Genomic DNA, 17,462 nt, shown 5'->3' with positions numbered 1-17,462 from the left:
CGTCCGGCGATTGAACAGACTCACTCGGGCACCGGTCGAATGACACCCGAACGGCCGTACCGGAAATTGCGCTTCCGGGACCGGGATATCGGTCGACAGCGTCTCGGCTCGACGATTATTGGATTCGCTTTCGCGCGGCCGCGGGTTAGTGTCGGTGGATGGGAGTCGCAGTGGCGATGCGCGCGTGGTTCGGCGCCGTTGTGCCCAGGGAGCCGGCGGCGATCAGGTTCACGCTGTTGTCGCTGGTGCAGTCCGCGGGCAATGGCGTCTTCCTGACGTCCAGCCCGTTCTTCTTCACCAGCGTTGTCGGTATCCCGCCCAGTCGGGTCGGCGTTGGTCTCACCATCGCGGGGTTGTGCGGACTGCTCGCGTGCGTGCCGATGGGAATCGCGGGAGACCGTTTCGGGACGCGCCGGGTGCTGGTCGTCGCGTTCACAGCCCTGGCGGGGTTGTTCGCGCTGTACGGACTCGTCACGTCATTCCTGTGGTTCGTGGTCGTCGCCTGCGCGGTCGCGGTGTTCGAGTCGTCCTGCGGATCACTGGCCGCCGCGCTGGTGTACTCGCACTACCGGGACAACGCGAGAGCGATCGAAGTGCGCGCGCAGGTCCGAAGCGCGATCAACGTCGGTTTCCCGATCGGCGCGGCGGCCGCTGGCGTGGCGATCGGCGTCGGGACACGAACCGCGTTCACCGTTGTGGTGATCGCGACCGCCGCCGTCCACGTTGTGTGCGCGTTGTTGGCGATCGGACTCGGCCGCGCGGGGACACCGACCACCCGGCGCGGTCCCGCCGCGGTGTCGCAAGCCGCACTGAAGGACGTCCGGTTCGTGGCGGTCGCGGTGGTCAACGGCCTGATCCAGATGAACGAGGTGATCCTCACCCTCGGTGTTCCGCTGTGGCTCGTGGCGAGCACCTCCGCCGCGCCGAGCGTGACGGCAGTGGTGCTGATCGCCAACAGCGTGCTGGTCGTCGCGCTGCAGGTGCTATTCAGCCGGAGGGTGACCACGGTGGACACCGCCGCTCGCGCCCTGCGGCGGGCAGGAGTGCTGGTCGCGGTGGCGTGCCTGATCTACTCGACCAGCCAGGGGCCCGTCGCCTGGGTAGTCGTGCTGATCCTCTTGGCGGGCGTCACCGTGCAGACGATCGGGGAGATCTCCCAGGCCTCCGGAGCGTTCACCGCCGCGTTCGAGCTCGCGGTACCGGACCGGATCGCGGAGTACCAGGGTGTGATGGCACTCGGTGTCGCGCTGCGGCAGTTCCTGGGACCGGTGGTCGTGGGCTCGCTCGTGATCGGGCTCGGCAGGCCGGGGTGGTGGGCGCTGGGGGCGCTGTTCACCGGGCTCGGGTTCGTCGCCGTGCCGCTGGTGCGCGCCCTGGCCCGGCATCGCGCGGTGCCGGAACCCAGGGTCGGTTAGCCTGTTGTCGCAGTTCAGCGACGCAGGGAGTGGATTCTGGGAGCGCTGACCGGGGTCGCGCGTCCACCGCGGCCGACCTCGAGGGCTGAGCGCCGTCAGCGTCGGCCGGTGGCCAGGATGACCAGGAACTGCCCGCCGCCCGCCTCGACGTTCGCGGTGACCGGCAGCCCCGGGACCAGGCGCGAGAACCGGTCCACCAGCCACTCCGCCGTCTCCTGCGCGTCCTGCTTCGTCGGGCACCGCCCGACCATCTCCCGGCCGCCCTTGCGCTCCAACCGCCCGGCCACGGTGATCAACGGCGCGGGCTCCACCACGTGCAACCGGTCCGGCCACGGGATGACCACCTTGACCGCGCCCTTGCGCGTGTTGCACCCGCGGTGCGCCAGCCGCTCCGCGACCTTCGCCTTCCGGTCCGCGGTCCGGCTGTCCACGCTCGGCCCGCGCGCGTCGTTCACCGACATGTCGGCGTCGACCGGCTCATCGCACACCCAGCAGCGCCAACCATCACGCTCGGCCACGTCATCCAGAAGACTCACCAGGGCAAACTAGCCTGCCCGCCCGCCCGCTGCGGTGCGCCCCCTCGCTACGCCGACGACGCCCCGGGGAACTTGATCATCATGAAGACGCGTGTGGTTGTCCTCGGCACGGTGGTCCTGATCAGCGCCGTCGCGGGTGTGGCGGCCGCCCTCGCAGGCGCCGCTCCGGGTTGGGATTACGCGATCGTGGCCGTGCTCGGCGGGTTCGCGGCGGTGGTCGTGGTGCGCAAGGGGTGGTTGGACCGGGACTCGTGATCGCGTCCGGATCGCCCCGTCTGGGCGTATCGGTGGCAGGCATCTTCCTCTAGTTTGGTCTAGACCATTGCTCCGGTACGAGGAGGATCATGTCCGGGAAGAGGTGGGGTGCCGTCGTCGCGGCCGGTGCCGTGGCGGTCGGGTTGGCGGTTGTCGGATCGCCCGCTCAGGCGCACGGCGGTGGCGGCGGGGAGACGCGCACGGTCGGGTACTACACGCAGTGGAGCCACAAGGATCGAGGCATCCCGGTCCGCTACATCGTCGACAACGGCACGGCGGCGCGGCTGACCCACGTCAACTACGCCTTCGGTCTGCTCGACGAACGGGGCGGGTGCGTCAGTTCCGACCCGGTCGCCGACTACCAGCGGCTGATCCCGGCCCACGAGTCCGTCAACGGCAAGGCCGACAAGCCCGGCCAGCCGCTCGCGGGCAACCTCAACCAGCTCAAGCAACTCAAGCAGAAGTACCCGAAGCTGCGCCTCTACATCTCCCTCGGCGGCTGGATCGGCTCGACCTACTTCTCCAACGCCGCGCTGACCCAGCAGTCCCGCGCCGCGCATGTGAAGTCCTGCATCGACCTGTGGCTCGAGGGAAATCTCCCCGGTGCGCCCGCCGGTGCGGCCAAGGGTGTGTTCGACGGCATCGACCTCGACTGGGAGTGGCCCGCGACCGAGGGCAACGTGGGCAACGTCGTCCGCCCCGAGGACAAGGTCAACTTCACCGCGCTGCTGCGGGAGTACCGGGTCCAGCTCGACCGGCAGGGGCACAAGGACCACAAGAGGTACGACCTCACCGCGTTCCTGCCCGCCAACCGTGAGGCGTTGGACCGCGGCTTCGAGGTCGCCGAGGTGTTCCGGCTGCTGACCTTCGCCACTGTCCAGGGCTACGACTACCACGGTGCTTGGGAGAAGACCGCCAACCAGCAGTCGGCCCTGCGCGTGCCCGACGGCGATCCGACCACGCCCAAGGACAGCGGCGAGATCGTCGTCGACGCCTACCTGGACCGCGGCGCACCCCGGGACAAGATCACCCTCGGCGTCCCGTATTACGGCCGCGGCTGGACCGGCCTGCCCAACGCCAACAACGGTCTGTTCCAGCAATCCACCGGCCCCGCCCCGGGCACTTACGAGGCGGGCTACGACGACTACCGCATCCTCAAGGCGTTGCTGACGAGCGGGAAGTCCAAGCTGTACCGCGACAACAAGGCCGGTCACGCCTGGTTGTTCGACGGCACCACGTTCTGGACCTACGACGACCCCACCGAACTCACCCGCAAGGGCCGCTACATCAAGGACCGCAAGCTCGGCGGCGCCATGATCTGGTCCCTGGACGGCGATACGCCGCAGGGTGAACTCATCCGCGCCCTCTCGACCGGCTTGCACCGGCGCTGACCCCGCGCGTGCCTCCTCGCTCACGAGCGGGGAGGCACGCGTCGCTGGGGTTCCGCGACATAGCTGTCCATGATCTCGGCGGCCCGATCCCGCAGGGCACCCCGCAGCCATTCCGGGGTAAGCACTTCCGCGCGCGGCGATACCTGCCACAGCGCCCACTCCGCGTGACGCCGGTCCTGGAACGTCACGTCCAAGCGCAGCCAGCCGTCCCCGTCGGCCTGCTCGGTGCCCACGGACAGTGCCGTGTCCACCAGACTGTCCCGCCGCGCCGGGTCGACCCTTGCCAGCACGGTGACCGTGTCCCCGCCGGAACGGAACCGGCTGCTCCGCTCCTGCCAGGCCTGGTCCAGGTCGACCTGTTCCGGGCGTTGCGCGGGCTCGTCGAGTGCCTCGGCGGCCAGGACACGGGAGAGGCGGTAGGTGCGGTCCGCGCCCGCCCGGGTGGCCAGCAGGTAGCTCTGCGTGCCGACCGTGACCAGGCCGATCGGGTCGATGGTGCGCCAGTCCGGGTCTCGATCTGTTGCCTGGTAGTGGATGCGCAGCTTGCGGCCCGCGAACACCGCCCGGCGCACCTCCCGCACCACGGCGTCGGGGACCTCCTCGGCGGTGACCTTGCGGGCGAGCAGGTCGGTCTCCGGGTCGATCAACAGCCGTTGGACCGCGCCCGCCGCCGTCGTCCGGTGGTCTTCCGGCAGCGCGTCGACCACCTTGCGCATGCCGGACGCGAGCGCGGGACCGAGGCCGAACGCCTGCGCCCGGCGTCGGGACCCGGCGACCAGCAGGGCCAGGGCCTCGTCGTGGTTGAGGCCGGTCAACTCGGTCTGGAAGCCGGGGAGCAGCGCGAACCCGCCGTTGCGGCCGCGCTCGGCGTACACGGGGACGCCCGCCGCGGAGAGGGCCTCGATGTCGCGCAGCACGGTGCGGGTGGAGACCTCCAGCTCACGCGCCAGAGCCGTGGCCGACAGCCTGCCGTGCTGCCGCAGGAGCAGCACCAGCGAGACGAGCCGGTCCGCGCGCATGGCGGGATTCTAGCGGAATACATGACAGAGGATGTCGTGATTCGCTGGGAGGCTCATCGGCAGCGGCCCGACGTGGGCCCGCGAAGATCCGATGGAGCAGCTGTGGCACTTGAGAGAACCGCCGTCAACCCGGTCACCTGGTCGATCGACATGGGCTTCAACCAGGGGGAGGTCGTGACGGGGCAGACCAGGACGCTCTACTGCTCCGGTCAGACCGCCATGAGCCCGGACGGCCGCCCCGAACACGACGGCGACATGGCCAAGCAATTGGCCCTGACCATCGACAACCTCGAGGCCGTCCTCGCCGGGGCCGACATGACCCTCGCCAACCTCGTCCGCCTGAACGTCTACACCACCGACGTCGACCTGCTCTTCCAGCACTACGGCGTCCTAGCCGCCCGCCTGGGCGCCGCCCAAGTGGCCCCAACCACCACCATGCTCGGTGTCACCCGCCTGGCGATCCCCGGCCAACTGGTCGAACTGGAAGGCACCGCGGTCGCCTGACCATGAGTTGGCCCCCGCGCCGCACCACGGCCGGGGGCCTCGGGCTCAAAACCGGGACGACGCGTCTACATGGGACGGCTGTCTCCCTTGGCCTGCGGGGCTCACTTTTCGGTGGCGACGCGGTTGTTGAGTAGGTCGCGCCAGAGGTTCTTGGGGTGCGTGGGGTAGTGCGCCGTGTGCGCGCCAGGGGCGGTCTCGATGAGGTGCAGCAGGGTCCAGGACATGCCGTAGCAGTTGTCCGGACCGAAGATCATGGCCAGTGCTCGGGCCTCCTCGTCGGTCACCGGCGCGGCGACGCGTTCCAGGAGATGCTGGGTGCGCTCGATGCTCTCCTCGTCGGCGTCCTCATCCGGGAACGAACCCGCGTCGACTAGGTCCCTCACTTCTGGCCGCATCCCCATCCCCTTTCGCTGCCTGCCGAGGACACCATAGGGCCGCGTCGTGATCGTGGTGGGGGAGTGCGGCCAAGAGGTCGGCGAGGCCACCGGAAGCGCGGCCCTGGGTGCGGGCGCTGGTGGTGACGGGGACGTCCTCGGTGTAGGTGCGGTGGTAGCCCCGTCGGCCGAGACGACGCCAGAGGTCGTGGTCCTCGCCGGTGCGGATCGGGGCGAAGCCGCCGACGGCGTGGTAGGCGTCGGCGCGGATGGCGAGGTTGGCGCCGTAGACGTTGCCGTGGCCCTCGGGGATGCGCGCCAGGTCGAGCACGCGGGCGTAGCTGAGGGCCGCTTCGCTGGTCAGGCCCGCGGGGTGGTCGAGCAGGGCGGTTCCCGCGATGGCGTGGGCGCCGGTGGCCGCGAGCGCGAGATATCCGGTGAGCCAGTGGGCGGGCACGATGGTGTCGGCGTCGGTGGACAGCAGCCACGTGTGGGCCGGATCATGCGGCCCGAGCAATGCGGTGGCGTGCCGCAGTCCGAGGTCGCGCAGCGTCCCCAGTGGACGATCAGCCTCGTTCTCGACCACTACGGCGGGCAGTTCGGCTAGCTCGGACCTGGCGATGCGAGCGGTGGAGTCCATGCAGCGGTCGGCGACCACGCACACCGCCCAAGCTGTGTCATGGGGCAGGGCTTGAGCGGCGGCGACGATGGCACGCAGACAGGCCTGTACCCGCTCGCTCTCATCGCGGGCCGGGACAGCGATGGCCACTTTCACCGGCGGCGCAGCACATGCACGACGAACTCCTGGTCCACATGTTCGACCAGTGCATCGAGGTCGGGGTGAGCGAGCAGGCGGCGATGAGCGTCCATCCCGTCGCGTGGAGCCTCCGGCGCCCAGGGGAGCCAGTGCGCTGCCAGCAGGTGGCCGCCTGGGCGCAGGGCTGCCACGGCGGCGTCCATAGTGGAGTCCAGGTCGGCATCGCTGAGGTAGTAGAGGATCTCGCTGAACACCACCAAGTCCACGGGGCCAGCAGGGAACTCCGGCAACGCGCCCACATCGACGCGGACATGCGGCAGGTGCGCGACACGGGCTCTGGCACGCTCGACAGCCGACGCGACCGGGTCGAACGCGATCAACTGGTCGCACCGATTGGCGACGTCGACGCTCAACTGTCCGATGCCGCAGGCGGGCTCCACAATGGTTCCGTACCGCTCATCGGGCAGACAGGCGAGGCTGATCGCGCGCTTGCGTCGCTCGTACCAGCTGTCCAGCACCGACCACGGGTCGTCCTGCTCGGCGTAGAGGTCGGCGAACCGGGCCGGGGGAGCGCTGTCACGTGGGGGTTCCCGGAACACGACCTCCAGATCGCGGTCGAAGTGGCTCAACGTGGCCGAGTCGAGGATCGGCGTCCCCTCCGGCCCTGGCCGCAGCTGCGAGGCGAACGCTGCGATCCCAGCGGACTTGCGCTCCCGCCGCGCCGGGTCGAGAGGCACGCCAGCGGCCCGCGACCGTGGGACAGCGGGGTCGTCGGGACGCAACCAGTGCCACATCCAGATCGGATACGACCAGCGATGCGCGGTCACCGGAGCCACTCGCAGCGCGATCTCCCCGGCGCACTGGTGATCGGGGTGCGGGTCTCCCGGCCATGGCGCCAGCACCAAGTCGGCGTCCGCGAGCGCTCCCGTCAGCAACTCGGCAAGTTCCGTGCGATGCCGGGTCAGGTCGGAGTCCGGCAACCCTAGCCAATGTATATCCACTGAGGACATTCCTTGGATGTGCAGCGAATCCGTGAGTTCTCGGCGTCGCACCCGCCCAAGCTCGGCGCGGTCGGCCGTTGACAGAGTGGGAAACGCGGCCTCCCCATCAGTGGCGACCACGAGCCGAACGTCAGTCCCGCGTTCATGCAGAACCTGCATCAGCCCACTCACACCCAACGTCTCGTCGTCCGGGTGCGCCGCGACCACCACGACGCGCTCGTACTGCTGGTCCGGGAACTCGCGCAGCCCGGCCAACCAGGGCGTCCACGCGGCCTCATCAGTGACCCGCCGCTTACTTACCGAGGTGTCCAGGTGGTCTCGCGGGTTCATCGGGCCGCCAGTACGGCTCTGCCCAGGGCGGCGAGGTCGCGTTCGGCGTGGTGTTGGCGGACGTAGACCTGCAGGTCGGCCAGGCGTTGGGCGAATGCTCGGTCGCGGCTCAGGGGCGTCGGTCCGACGGCGCGTGGAACCCGGTCCACCGCCTCCCATGCCGCGCGCTCGACCACGGCTCGGCAGGTGGCCAGGTGCGTCTCGGTAGCGGTGCCAGCGTCGACCAGGCGGGCGGTGTGCTCGAGGTGCGTGGCCGCGCTCGTCACCGCCGCGTGCAGGGCACCCAGGTGAGCCAGTTGGTGCTCGTCCGCCTTGTCCCGCAACAGATCGACTACGTCATCCAGCACCCCAGCCGCGCCACCCAGCCATACCGCAGCCACCCCGCCACCGCCCAGGAGAAACCCCTTGCGATCGGTGTACCAACCGGGTGGACCCACCGTCGCCACAGGGACGACGCGATCAAACCGCACGTCGGCGCTATCGGAAGCGTCCATCCCGATGGCCTGCCAACTGGCCGGGTCCGAGGTGATGCCGGGACCAGTGAGGTCGACCTCCACCAGCCTCGCCACCCCCGCGTCGTCCAGAGCGACCACAAGCGCTCGATCCAGTCCACGCGCCCCAGAACAGAACCGCACCGTCCCGTCCACCCGCCCGTTCACCAACCGCGCCCCAACCCCACCCGACCGCGACGCCCACACCCCATACAGCGCGCCCGGCACCACCGACCGCCCCGCCTCGGCAAGTACGGCGACCGCGTCCGTGTGCCCCTCAGCCAACCGAGCAAGCGCCAGATCCGTCCGCCCCAACGCCGCCAACCCCGACCACCGCGCCACCGTGTCCACACCAGCCAGCGGCAACTCCAACTCCCCACGCCGCAATCGATCCCTTACCGCGGCAACAATCCCCTCGGCGGTCCGCGCTCCACTCAGCCGGGCAGGCCGTCCCTCACCCAGCACCCCCACGCCCAGACCAGTGGACAACGCGCCTCCCAACACCACGACCCGCCCTCACGGCGAGACCGCCCAGGCATACCCCACCGCCCCGACATCCATGCCGGACCACACGCGACCTCGACCACAGTCCGGCCGCCACCGAGCGTGACGAAGCGGCCGTAGGCTCACGGCACCGACGGGCGCCCCGCCGACGTAGAACCCTGCCGTTTCCCGCGCGACTTCAAGCCATCAGCGACGTCCGGGTGAACGAGGCAGCCCTTGCCCGTAGCACCGACGGTGCTCGGATGTCTTCGCCCAGTTGTGGTGCGTGTTCACGCGCTGGCGAGCCGGAGCCGCACCGCTCCCGTCCGGGCGATGAAGCGGTAGTGGGTCTCCTCCTCAGGCGTCAGGGCGACGAGGTCGAGCGGGAGATCCAGGTCCGCGGTGTAGAGGAGTTGCCGCAGGTGGTCGACGTGTCGCGCGTCGCGGTAGATGACGAGGATGTCGAGGTCGTCCGGGTGTTCGGTCGCGGTCAGTGCGGAGCCGAAGACGTACAGCTCCAGGCCGGGGTCGCACGTGCGCGCGATCTCGGCCACCACGCGCAGATCGCGCTCGACGGCTATTCCCACGGCACGGTGAGGTGGTCCATGAACTCGCCCCAGTGCAGGATGTGGCGACCCGCCCGCACGCCGACGTCCCGGGCTTGCGGCGATATCGCGAGGGCGTACTGGTTGGAGGTGACGTACGCGTCGAAGTACGGGTACTTGTCGATGGCCCGGCGGATCTCGTCGGCGGACAGCTCGTACACGTAGTCGAGGAACACCACAACCGGGTTCAGGTCGTACCGCAGGATCCGGTAGCAGGAATCGTCGACCCGCTCCAGCGCCTCCACCTGGCGGTGCTGCCTGATGGCCCGCTCCTGGTACCGCGTCTCCCGGTGGACGTAGTCCGCCATGACCTCCTCGCTGAGCACCGTGCCCAGCCGCTGGGTCGTCCCGATTCCCACGCCCGCCGCGGCGCACAGCCCGAACACCACGCCGAGGACGCGCGGGCGCTGGTGGATGTTGGCGATGTAGGCCAAGCGCGGGTAGCGGGCCATGAGCTCGGTGACGATCTCGCCGGTCACCACCGGTTCCATGACGCAGGCGATCCGGACCGCCGGGTGGTCGCGGCGGTGCACCAGGACGAGCGTGTCGTCGACCAACTCGGGCCGGTTGGTGTCCGACCAGTAGGCCTCGATCCTGCGGACCACCCGTCGCGCGGAGGACTCAGCCATCGCCCTCCTCCGCGAACAGGTGATCAACCTTGTCCGGGTACCGCAAGCCAGCGCCCCTCGGGGGGTCCTGGCGGTGGCGGCGCTCGAAGTCCTCGACGTGGACCCGGAACAGCTCGACCACCTCCCACTCGCCCACGCGGAGCAGGTGCTGGTTGTGGTCCAGCAACCGCAGGACGGCCCGGTTGGTCGGCAGGACCGTCCGGTGCACGTGCTCGCGCCACAGCGCCGGGACCTCGCTGTCCGGGTCGAACCGGTGCTCGGTCAGCGGCCCGTACAGGTCGAACACGGTCTTCGCGCGGCGCCGGTGGACGAGCAGCGCCGCCCTGGCCTCGGCTCGCGTGTCCATCCTGCGCGCGCTGAACGCCTCGTCGATCCGCCGCTGGTGCCCGGCCTTCCAGCCCCGCAGCAGGGCGACGGGGTGGTCGTGCTCGGCCTTGTCGATCACCGTGTGGCACGTCGGGCACAGCAGGATCAGGTTGTCGACGGCCGCGCGCAGCTCCAGCGGGAGGTGCGGCTCCCCGCGAGGACCGCCGTCCCCAGCCGCGATGATGTGAGCCACCTCCGCCACGTGCACCGTCCGGCTCGGCAACTCCACGAACAGTTCCCGCAGGCAGCCGGGGTTCTGACAGCGCCCCGCCGACTCGGCGAACAAGCGGTACCGGGTCGACCCGTCGGGCTCGGCCCGGCCTCGAACGCACCCCATCACGGCTGCCGCGGGCTACCGACGAACGCCGCCGGGTCGAAGCCCGCTCGGTATGCGACGAGGTCGTCCATGCTGGGTTCTCCGCGACACAGTGTGGGGTGGGACGTCGGCGGTCCGTGGCAGCGGAGGTTATCAGGCCTCGGGCTAGGTTGATCGACTTGTTCAAGCCCGCACGGCGATGAGGGTCTGCTGGCCGACCGCGACCAAGGTGGGCCGCTCGTCGCTATCGATGGCGTGCACCTCCAGCGTGCAGACCGACAGGGTGCGGCCGGACTTGACCACCGTGCCGACCGCCTCCAACCGCACACCGGTGGCAGGGGCCAGCAGGTTGAGCTTGTACTCGACGGTGAGCACCTCGGCGTTGTCGGCCATCAAGGTGAGCGCCGCATAACCACCCGCGCTGTCAGCGATCGCACTGGTGGCCCCGGCATGGACGTACCCGTGCTGCTGGGAGACCTCCGGTGTACTCGGCAACGCGATCCGCACCCTCCCCGCCCCCACCTCCACCAGTCGCGCCCCGATCAGCCGCATCAGCCCTTGTCGCTCGAAGCTCGCCTGTACCCGAGCCACAACCTGGTCATCCGCCGACATGGGACTCCTCGCTCTTGTGCCTCCCCAGGAACCTCCACTATGTCCGGCCAAGGCGAAGCCCGCAGCCGCAGCGGTAGGAGATCATGCTCCGGTGACGGTGACCGGACGTGAGCGGTTCTCCCACCGACGAGTTCGCCAGACGCAACCTCGGCGTTGCCCCTTCGCGGTCTGGTTGCTATCACAGGAGTTCCAAGCAGTGGAGCAACGATGTCGCCGCTGGCGAGTACGCGCCGAGGTGCGTGGAGATCACGTTGGCTTGGGCGAGGAGGCGTTACAAGTACATCGGCTCACGCAACGGAGGAGAGGTGACGACTGTGTCCTTGACCGCCCAGTTGCGCGGTGGTGAGTTGGCAGCGTGGTGTGCGTCCCGGTTGCCCGGGACTGCGGTTCTGGCCGCGGAAATCAGTGCCGCTGCTCGACAACGGAAACCGGTGCGCCCGGCCAGTGGCCGCGTTGCGCCTCGGTGGTGGGCTGAGATCGGGGGCGCGTTCGGTGCGCGCTTGGCCGCTGTGGTTGAACCGTCCCCGCCGTATTACGCCCTTTATGGGCTGGCGAGCGCTGGTGTGGTGTCGCGGGCGTGGGCCGACGCGCAGGCTGGGGAGTGGCCGACGCACAGCGGTTTGCGACCGCGGGAGTTGCGGCGGGCCCTTGAGCTGCGTCCGAGTCCGACTGGGTGGCGGGACCTTGGCGGACCTACTGGCACCCGGGTTGCTCGTGGCCCCGCCGAACCCGTGCTGGGAGAGTGGTTCGCCCGTGCTCGGCGCTATCTCGCCGAGCACGCCCCGCCGGGCCAACTCGGCACGTCCGGGGCCGAGGCCGGGCTGGCGCGTGTGTTCTGGCTGGTCTCGGCATTCGAGGACGCGTACCGCAGCGGTGATCCGGGTCCTGTTGTTGAGTTGTTCGGTGTGTCTTCGTCGGTGGACACTCTGCACGGAGTCGCTCCTGCGGCCGCGGTGGCGGAATTGGTCGAACTCGCCCAGTTGCTGCGCGAGAGCGGCAGCCTGGACCGGTTGCGTGCCCTGGCGGGCGACTCGGGCCCGGGGCTCGGGTGGGCAGGGCCGGTGTTCGCGCACCACTGGGCCGACGGTGATCTGGTGGTCGGTGACACCCTGCTCGATGTCAAGACCGTCATCCGCACCGACGACGTCGAACGCGCTAGCCGCTGGCTGTGGCAACTGCTCGGGTACGCCTGGCTCGATGTCCACGATCGGTGGCGCATTCGCGCTGTGGGCCTGTACTTGGCACGCCACGGTCTTGTGCTCACCTGGCCCGCCGACGAGTTCGCGGCACGACTGCTCGGAGGTCGCGGCGCCAACCAGCTCCAAGCCCGCGATGAGTTCCTGGCCGTCGCCACCCGCGTCCTGACCGCCGAAGGCTCACAACTCCTGGCATGACACCAAGGAACAACTGTGGCAAGCGGTCGTGTCAGTGCCGCACTGTGTGCCTGTCCCCGCGCTGCTCGCCAGTTGGGGGAAAGTAATTCTGCTTTGCGCTGGTACGTGCCCGAGCTTGCCAGGTCGTGATTTCTTCAGCGCAGTGCGATCAAGCGCGTCCTTGGTCTTCTCCGGAGCGAAGTGCTGCCGAGGCGTGTGGGAGGGTGGTTCGCGTGAAGGGTCGGGCGGGGTGGGCCGCGGTGGCTGTGGTGATCGTCGCCGGTGTCGTGTGGTTGTCGTTGACGTCGGTGGAGCCGTCGCGGGTGGGGCCGGTGACGTCGTGCGGGACGGCGTGGGGTCGGTCGGACGAAGTCGCGGCGTTGCTGGGTGGTGGCTCATCTGGGCTGCCGCAGAGGCTGGTGTCCGGCGAGGTGGGCGCGGTGCTCGCTGACTGCTCGGACGGTCTGGCATCGCGGCGGTGGTGGTGTGCCGGGTTGCTGGTGCTGGCAATCGGAGCGGGCCTGCTGTCGTGGCGCGGCCATACGGCCCGTCCGGAACGGTGAGTGCCGCGACGGTGTCGCCGAGTTCGGCGGCCGGAGTGCCTGCCGTCACAACAGCCCGGTAATCAGGACTGGGCCATCCGGGTAGAGGACGGGACCTTCCTACCTGATAGCGATGTTTGTGGGTAATCTTTGCCCGGCTGGGTGCGGCGATTGGGGGCCGCGTCCACTGGGGAAAGGAACTGAACGTCCATGCGACGTCTAGCCCTGCGGGGCTTTATTTGTGCTGCCATTGTTTCCTTGCTCGGCGTCGGACCGGTCGCGTCAGCGGGCGCGCGCGCCGCTGAAGCCAGTGCCTGCCAACGGGAACCACGCGATGCCGTGGCCCAGATGTGCGGGGACCAGTCGGAGTACATGTACGGGGTCTTCGTCACGTTCGCGTTCCCCACTCCGACCTATTCCGCGCCCGCGCCGTTCGGCTCGGCGGACTTCTACAACGAGACGGAGTTCTTCACCGATGACGCCATGACCAAGTCGTTCGCGTTCGGTCTTGACATGCGCTACTCGAGCACGGGCACGGTGTTCCAGCCGTACTGGGTCGACTACAGCAACGATTACGTCTACCACAACGTCGGCACCGCTTTGTCCGCCCCGGACGGGCGTCTGCACACGTTCATGGCGATCCCGAGTTGCGACAACTGCTCGACGTGGGACGTGTTCTACGACTTCGCGAAGGTCGGCACGACCGGTGGCCAACCAGGGCCATCGTCGCACCACCTGATGACCGGGTGGCTGCTGTCGGGTATGTCCGGGCAGATGGGCCTGAGCGCCACCAGCAACCGGGTCATGTACCTCAACGGCAACTACCAGTTCCAGCGGTTCGGCCGGTCGGCGGTGACCAGCCGGGCCCCCGCGGGCAACTGCTCGCCGGGCGCGAACCCCAAGTACTGCTTCCGGTTCGACACCGCGATCACCACATCCCCTGGCACCGGCGAGAACTTCGTCGTCTCCTGGGACGTCACCAAGCCGATGGTCAGCCCTGGTCTCGTCGCGCACCCGGCCCCGACCAGTGGCGGCGCGGGCCTCGACGACACCGCCAGCCTCGAACAGCGGGCCCAGCGGCTGGTCGACGCACACCTGGGAGGCAAGCGATGATGCGCCGTGCTGTCACCCTTCTAGCCGCCGTTGGTGCGCTGCTGGTCTCGGTCATCCCCGCCACCACGTCCGCGGCGGCGGTCACTGCCTCGCGGGTGTCGGCGCGAGCGGTCACCGACCTGCGCAGCGAGTGCGCCGCCCACCAGGCAGAGGCGGGCCGCGTGCAGGGGTGGGCCCGAAGCCGGTTCGAGCAGTGCCACCACTACACCGAGAAGGTGTCGCTGTACAAGACGAACGGCTCGTACCTGGGGTACTTCGACTTCGAGCTGTGGATCCTGGCGTTCGCCTACGACGGCAGCCGCCGCGTGGACTACGTGACCAGCGTCGAGAACGTCCACCAGTCGACCACCATGAGCGACGAGCTCACCTGGTTGACCATCAGGTTCGACTGCCGCGGCACTGACCTGGTGTGCCCGGCGGGGTTGTCGCGGGCAGACACCATCGCCGGGTGGTACGCGCGCTCGACGATGGACACCGTCACCATCACCTCTCCCGACACCGCTGGCTCCGGCCCGTACAAGACGGTCGCCCTGACCGAGACCGTGGGCTTCACCGGGGAATACCGCGATGGCCGCACGACCCCGTTCTACAAGGACACCGAAGCGATCAACCACGTGCGGTTCGACAGTGCGGACTCGGCGCTGGGCAACGGCAAGTACAAGGGCACGGTCTTCACCGACCACGTGCCCCGCTTCGCCCTCGCTCGCACGGGTGAAGGCGCCGACGAGGAGGCTCGGCACGTCGACGACACGCTCCACCACCCGGAGCGCACGTTCCCGGCGGTCATCGGCAAGAACGCCCCAGGCGAGAACGCGCCGCTGCATCGGCTGATGGATCCGACCAAACGCCGGGCCAACCACGACGCCGCCGTGCGCGTGTGCACCAACGTCTGGGGTACCAACTACGCCGCGGGCGGGATGGAGTGCGACGAGTACCCGTTCCAGTCCACCTACGAGGGGGCAGCGGAGTCCACCGGCAACCAACCCGGTTTGTGGAACGGATCGGCCCGCCCCATCCCGGCCGCGGACAACGGTCGGGGTGGCACCTTGCTGGCGAACTTCTACGGAGCCAACCGGGTGCTGGACAACGACGCGTTCTTCATCGCCCTCACCGGCTGAGCGCGGGTGCTGGGGCGGCCCTAGACTGCTCGGGTCGCCCCAGCACCACACCGAAACGGCCACACCCCATGCCGAACGTCCTCGACGAACGCAACGTCGTCCTCACCCCGGCGTACCGAATCCTGACCTTGCGCGACGCCGACGCGGACGCCGGGCACGATCCGGACAACGCCCTCGGCCAGGCCTACGCCACGGTGGCGGCGAGCACCGGTACGGAGCTCTACCTGGTGTGCGCACAGGCTGAACTGCCCGTCGCGGTGGCTCTTCGGTTGTGGGACACGGATCCGGCCATAACCGCGCAGGGCGACGGAGCTGGCCTCACGGCGCCGCTCGAAGTGGAGTTCGCCACCGGCTTGGTCGTGCTGTCCTCACCCACTGCGGAAGCGGTCGATTTCCGACTGCTCACCGGCCCCGGGACCTATGCCGCTGTGGTCGAGCACAGCGGCCGAACCCTGGCCGCGCAGCACCGTCCTGCCAGCAGCGAACTCCTCCCCGAGAGGTACACAATCAACCTGTGGCGCACCGGCGACATCGAGGACGACTAGGCGTTCCCTGCCCCACCTCCTCCACGCGGTTCGGGAGCGCCGCGCTGCGGACGGTCACAGCCACTTCCTGGAGCCGCGGGCGCCGGAGGCCCGGCTGGGGCAAGACCGATCCCGTCGACCTGGTTTTCGAGTCCAACCCGTGGCTGGGCGTACACGGGTCAGCGGGCCACCAGCAGTTCGTGACGGAGTTCGCCACGTGAACCGGGCAAGTGGGCCTGGCCCCTTCGGCCGCGTCTGATCGTCCCACCCAGCCTACCCGCTCCGGGGATCGCCGGGTTTGGTCGGCCGCCGGGCCTGGGTGGGCGTCTAGGCTGCGGTGGTGGATGCGCGAAGAGAGACGTGGCACGGTCTGTTGAGCCACATCATCGACCGCGCGCACCAGGCGACCGCGACGGACTTCGTGGGTGTGGTCACCGAGGCCTGCGCCCGGGTCGACGTCCAAGTGGGACTGCACGTCGTCGACATGGCGCAGCGCGAGTTGAACCTGTTCTCGCCCCGGGGAGGCTCCGGCGGGCGGCTGGCCGTGGACGGCACGCAGGCGGGACGCGCTTTCCAGCTCGCCGAGATCGTGGTCGACGAGGTCGCGGGGCACCGGCCGGTGCTGTGGGTTCCCGTGGTCAACGGGACCGAGCGGCTCGGGGTGGTCGAACTGCGCCTGCCGGTCGGCACCGACCCCGATGACCGCGTGGTGCGGGAACGCTGCTGGACGCTGGCGGGACTCATCGGACATCTTGTGGTCTCCAAGCGGTCTTACAGCGACCGGCTGCACACCCTGCGTCGCTCCCAGCCCCTGTCCGTGGCCAGTGAGCTGCTGTGGCAGTTGCTCCCGCCGCAGACCTTCGCCAGTCGGGACCTGGTGGTCTCGGCGACCATGGAGCCCTTCGACCGGGTCGGCGGCGACGGCTACGACTACGCGGTGGACGAGGACCGCGCCTACTTCGCCGTGTTCGACGCCACCGGCCACGACCTTGCGGCCGGGTTGATCACCGCCATGGTGTTGGCCGCCACCCGCAACGCCCGCAGGCAGGGCGGTGACCTGGCGGCGATGGCGGCCGCGGCCGACGAGGTGCTCGGCGACCACCCCACGGCAGACATGTGCACGGCCGTCCTGGCTGACCTGGACCTCACCACCGGCGAATTGCGCTACCTGCTCGCGGGCCACCCGCCCCCGGTGATCCTGCGCGGCGGGCGCGCCACCGGTCCACTGGGCACAAGCCCCCGGCTGCCCCTGGGGCTCAACCGCACGGGTGTGGACGGCGTGGGTGTCGAGCACCTGCGCCCGGGCGACCGCCTCCTGCTGCACACCGACGGGATCACCGAGGCCCGCGCCCCCGGCGGGGCGTTCTTCGGGCTCGATCGGCTTGTCGCGCTCACCGAGCACCACGAGGCCGCGGGCCTACCCGCCCCGGAGACGTTGCGGCGCATCACCCGCGCTGTGCTGGAACACCAGAACGGCACCCTCCAGGACGACGCCACCCTGGTGCTCGTGGAGTGGTCACCCACCGCCAGTGACAACCTGCTGCCCCAGGAGAACCCGGTCGACCGGATCTGATCACGAAGACGTCCAGCAGTGGATCCGTTGTGGACGGTCCACCCCCGTCCACCGGTGAGGTCACCGCCCGCCTCGACAAGGTGCAGCACCGGCGGCGGATCGTGCGTTCGCGCCGCCGGAGCAGTCGAGCTGATC

Annotated in this window: 20 protein-coding genes; 10 read left to right on the top strand and 10 right to left on the bottom strand. The window is 69.5% G+C overall.

Annotated elements, in window-relative coordinates; all coding sequences use genetic code 11:
* Positions 1-158 precede the first annotated feature (158 nt).
* A complete protein-coding gene (locus LV79_RS18160) occupies positions 159-1,415 on the top strand; it encodes an MFS transporter (RefSeq protein WP_253838270.1) in 1,257 nt (418 codons plus the stop codon).
* Between the two features lie 95 nt (positions 1,416-1,510).
* On the opposite strand, the gene LV79_RS18155 is transcribed toward LV79_RS18160, so the two are convergent.
* A complete protein-coding gene (locus LV79_RS18155) occupies positions 1,511-1,951 on the bottom strand; it encodes a hypothetical protein (RefSeq protein ID WP_253838269.1) in 441 nt (146 codons plus the stop codon).
* 81 nt (positions 1,952-2,032) lie between these two features.
* On the opposite strand from LV79_RS18155, the gene LV79_RS18150 reads away from it, so the two are divergent.
* Both LV79_RS18150 and LV79_RS18145 read left to right on the top strand, forming a co-directional pair.
* Positions 2,033-2,206 carry a hypothetical protein gene (locus tag LV79_RS18150; RefSeq protein ID WP_253838268.1) on the top strand — a complete coding sequence of 58 codons (174 nt, stop codon included), beginning with the start codon at positions 2,033-2,035 and terminating at the stop codon, positions 2,204-2,206.
* A gap of 89 nt (positions 2,207-2,295) precedes the next feature.
* Positions 2,296-3,597 carry a glycoside hydrolase family 18 protein gene (locus LV79_RS18145; RefSeq protein WP_253838267.1) on the top strand — a complete coding sequence of 434 codons (1,302 nt, stop codon included), beginning with the start codon at positions 2,296-2,298 and terminating at the stop codon, positions 3,595-3,597.
* Between the two features lie 20 nt (positions 3,598-3,617).
* On the opposite strand, the gene LV79_RS18140 is transcribed toward LV79_RS18145, so the two are convergent.
* Positions 3,618-4,616: a helix-turn-helix transcriptional regulator gene (locus LV79_RS18140; protein WP_253838266.1), complete on the bottom strand. Its 999-nt coding sequence runs from the start codon at positions 4,614-4,616 to the stop codon at positions 3,618-3,620.
* Positions 4,617-4,766: 150 nt separating this feature from the next.
* Here LV79_RS18140 and LV79_RS18135 point away from each other — a divergent pair, with 150 nt between their 5' ends.
* Complete coding sequence (locus LV79_RS18135; protein WP_253838565.1) at positions 4,767-5,120, top strand: RidA family protein; 354 nt, start codon at positions 4,767-4,769, stop codon at positions 5,118-5,120.
* A 101-nt stretch (positions 5,121-5,221) separates the two neighbouring features.
* Here LV79_RS18135 and LV79_RS18130 read toward each other — a convergent pair whose 3' ends face one another.
* The 8 genes from LV79_RS18130 to LV79_RS18095 all read right to left on the bottom strand — a co-directional run bounded on the left by LV79_RS18130 (position 5,222) and on the right by LV79_RS18095 (position 11,084).
* Entirely contained in the window at positions 5,222-5,503 is a 282-nt protein-coding gene (locus tag LV79_RS18130; RefSeq protein WP_253838264.1) for a hypothetical protein, read from the bottom strand.
* The gene (locus tag LV79_RS18125; protein ID WP_253838263.1) at positions 5,466-6,269 is read right to left on the bottom strand and encodes a glycosyltransferase family 2 protein; all 804 of its coding nucleotides are present in this window, start codon (positions 6,267-6,269) and stop codon (positions 5,466-5,468) included. The genes LV79_RS18130 and LV79_RS18125 overlap by 38 nt, the downstream gene beginning before the upstream one ends.
* A complete protein-coding gene (locus LV79_RS18120; protein WP_253838262.1) occupies positions 6,266-7,582 on the bottom strand; it encodes a bifunctional PIG-L family deacetylase/class I SAM-dependent methyltransferase in 1,317 nt (438 codons plus the stop codon). The genes LV79_RS18125 and LV79_RS18120 overlap by 4 nt, the downstream gene beginning before the upstream one ends.
* Complete coding sequence (locus LV79_RS18115) at positions 7,579-8,562, bottom strand: acyl-CoA dehydrogenase family protein (RefSeq protein ID WP_253838261.1); 984 nt, start codon at positions 8,560-8,562, stop codon at positions 7,579-7,581. The genes LV79_RS18120 and LV79_RS18115 overlap by 4 nt, the downstream gene beginning before the upstream one ends.
* A 284-nt stretch (positions 8,563-8,846) precedes the next feature.
* Complete coding sequence (locus tag LV79_RS18110) at positions 8,847-9,143, bottom strand: nucleotidyltransferase domain-containing protein (RefSeq protein ID WP_253838260.1); 297 nt, start codon at positions 9,141-9,143, stop codon at positions 8,847-8,849.
* Complete coding sequence (locus LV79_RS18105) at positions 9,134-9,790, bottom strand: hypothetical protein (protein WP_253838259.1); 657 nt, start codon at positions 9,788-9,790, stop codon at positions 9,134-9,136. The genes LV79_RS18110 and LV79_RS18105 overlap by 10 nt, the downstream gene beginning before the upstream one ends.
* Positions 9,783-10,493: a hypothetical protein gene (locus LV79_RS18100; RefSeq protein WP_253838256.1), complete on the bottom strand. Its 711-nt coding sequence runs from the start codon at positions 10,491-10,493 to the stop codon at positions 9,783-9,785. Before LV79_RS18100 ends, LV79_RS18105 begins: the two co-directional genes overlap by 8 nt.
* Before the next feature lie 162 nt (positions 10,494-10,655).
* Positions 10,656-11,084 carry a PaaI family thioesterase gene (locus LV79_RS18095; RefSeq protein ID WP_253838255.1) on the bottom strand — a complete coding sequence of 143 codons (429 nt, stop codon included), beginning with the start codon at positions 11,082-11,084 and terminating at the stop codon, positions 10,656-10,658.
* A gap of 731 nt (positions 11,085-11,815) precedes the next feature.
* Between LV79_RS18095 and LV79_RS18090 the strand changes: the two genes are divergently transcribed.
* The 6 genes from LV79_RS18090 to LV79_RS18065 all read left to right on the top strand — a co-directional run bounded on the left by LV79_RS18090 (position 11,816) and on the right by LV79_RS18065 (position 17,327).
* On the top strand, positions 11,816-12,478 hold the full coding sequence (locus tag LV79_RS18090; RefSeq protein WP_253838253.1) for a hypothetical protein: 663 nt from the start codon (positions 11,816-11,818) through the stop codon (positions 12,476-12,478).
* 239 nt (positions 12,479-12,717) lie between these two features.
* Positions 12,718-13,020, top strand: coding sequence for a hypothetical protein (locus tag LV79_RS18085; RefSeq protein WP_253838251.1), 303 nt, complete (start codon positions 12,718-12,720; stop codon positions 13,018-13,020).
* Between the two features lie 327 nt (positions 13,021-13,347).
* Positions 13,348-14,112: a hypothetical protein gene (locus LV79_RS18080; protein WP_253838249.1), complete on the top strand. Its 765-nt coding sequence runs from the start codon at positions 13,348-13,350 to the stop codon at positions 14,110-14,112.
* Positions 14,109-15,230 carry a NucA/NucB deoxyribonuclease domain-containing protein gene (locus LV79_RS18075; protein ID WP_253838247.1) on the top strand — a complete coding sequence of 374 codons (1,122 nt, stop codon included), beginning with the start codon at positions 14,109-14,111 and terminating at the stop codon, positions 15,228-15,230. The genes LV79_RS18080 and LV79_RS18075 overlap by 4 nt, the downstream gene beginning before the upstream one ends.
* Positions 15,231-15,298: 68 nt before the next feature.
* Positions 15,299-15,775, top strand: a complete 477-nt coding sequence (locus LV79_RS18070) for a hypothetical protein (RefSeq protein WP_253838243.1) — start codon at positions 15,299-15,301, stop codon at positions 15,773-15,775.
* Positions 15,776-16,094: 319 nt separating this feature from the next.
* Positions 16,095-17,327, top strand: a complete 1,233-nt coding sequence (locus LV79_RS18065) for a PP2C family protein-serine/threonine phosphatase (protein WP_253838241.1) — start codon at positions 16,095-16,097, stop codon at positions 17,325-17,327.
* Positions 17,328-17,462 lie beyond the last annotated feature (135 nt).

Source organism: Actinokineospora globicatena, assembly GCF_024171945.1.
GTDB classification, from domain to species: domain Bacteria; phylum Actinomycetota; class Actinomycetes; order Mycobacteriales; family Pseudonocardiaceae; genus Actinokineospora; species Actinokineospora globicatena.
This window is presented reverse-complemented; position numbering and strand designations above follow the sequence as displayed.

Coding starts and splice junctions, on each gene's coding strand:
- LV79_RS18160 (WP_253838270.1), top strand. CDS start 159: ATGGGAGTCGCAGTGGCGATGCGCGCGTGGTTCGGCGCCGTTGTGCCC.
- LV79_RS18150 (WP_253838268.1), top strand. CDS start 2,033: ATGAAGACGCGTGTGGTTGTCCTCGGCACGGTGGTCCTGATCAGCGCC.
- LV79_RS18145 (WP_253838267.1), top strand. CDS start 2,296: ATGTCCGGGAAGAGGTGGGGTGCCGTCGTCGCGGCCGGTGCCGTGGCG.
- LV79_RS18140 (WP_253838266.1), bottom strand. CDS start 4,616: ATGCGCGCGGACCGGCTCGTCTCGCTGGTGCTGCTCCTGCGGCAGCAC.
- LV79_RS18135 (WP_253838565.1), top strand. CDS start 4,767: ATGGGCTTCAACCAGGGGGAGGTCGTGACGGGGCAGACCAGGACGCTC.
- LV79_RS18120 (WP_253838262.1), bottom strand. CDS start 7,582: ATGAACCCGCGAGACCACCTGGACACCTCGGTAAGTAAGCGGCGGGTC.
- LV79_RS18105 (WP_253838259.1), bottom strand. CDS start 9,790: ATGGCTGAGTCCTCCGCGCGACGGGTGGTCCGCAGGATCGAGGCCTAC.
- LV79_RS18100 (WP_253838256.1), bottom strand. CDS start 10,493: ATGGGGTGCGTTCGAGGCCGGGCCGAGCCCGACGGGTCGACCCGGTAC.
- LV79_RS18095 (WP_253838255.1), bottom strand. CDS start 11,084: ATGTCGGCGGATGACCAGGTTGTGGCTCGGGTACAGGCGAGCTTCGAG.
- LV79_RS18080 (WP_253838249.1), top strand. CDS start 13,348: ATGTGCGGGGACCAGTCGGAGTACATGTACGGGGTCTTCGTCACGTTC.
- LV79_RS18075 (WP_253838247.1), top strand. CDS start 14,109: ATGATGCGCCGTGCTGTCACCCTTCTAGCCGCCGTTGGTGCGCTGCTG.
- LV79_RS18070 (WP_253838243.1), top strand. CDS start 15,299: ATGCCGAACGTCCTCGACGAACGCAACGTCGTCCTCACCCCGGCGTAC.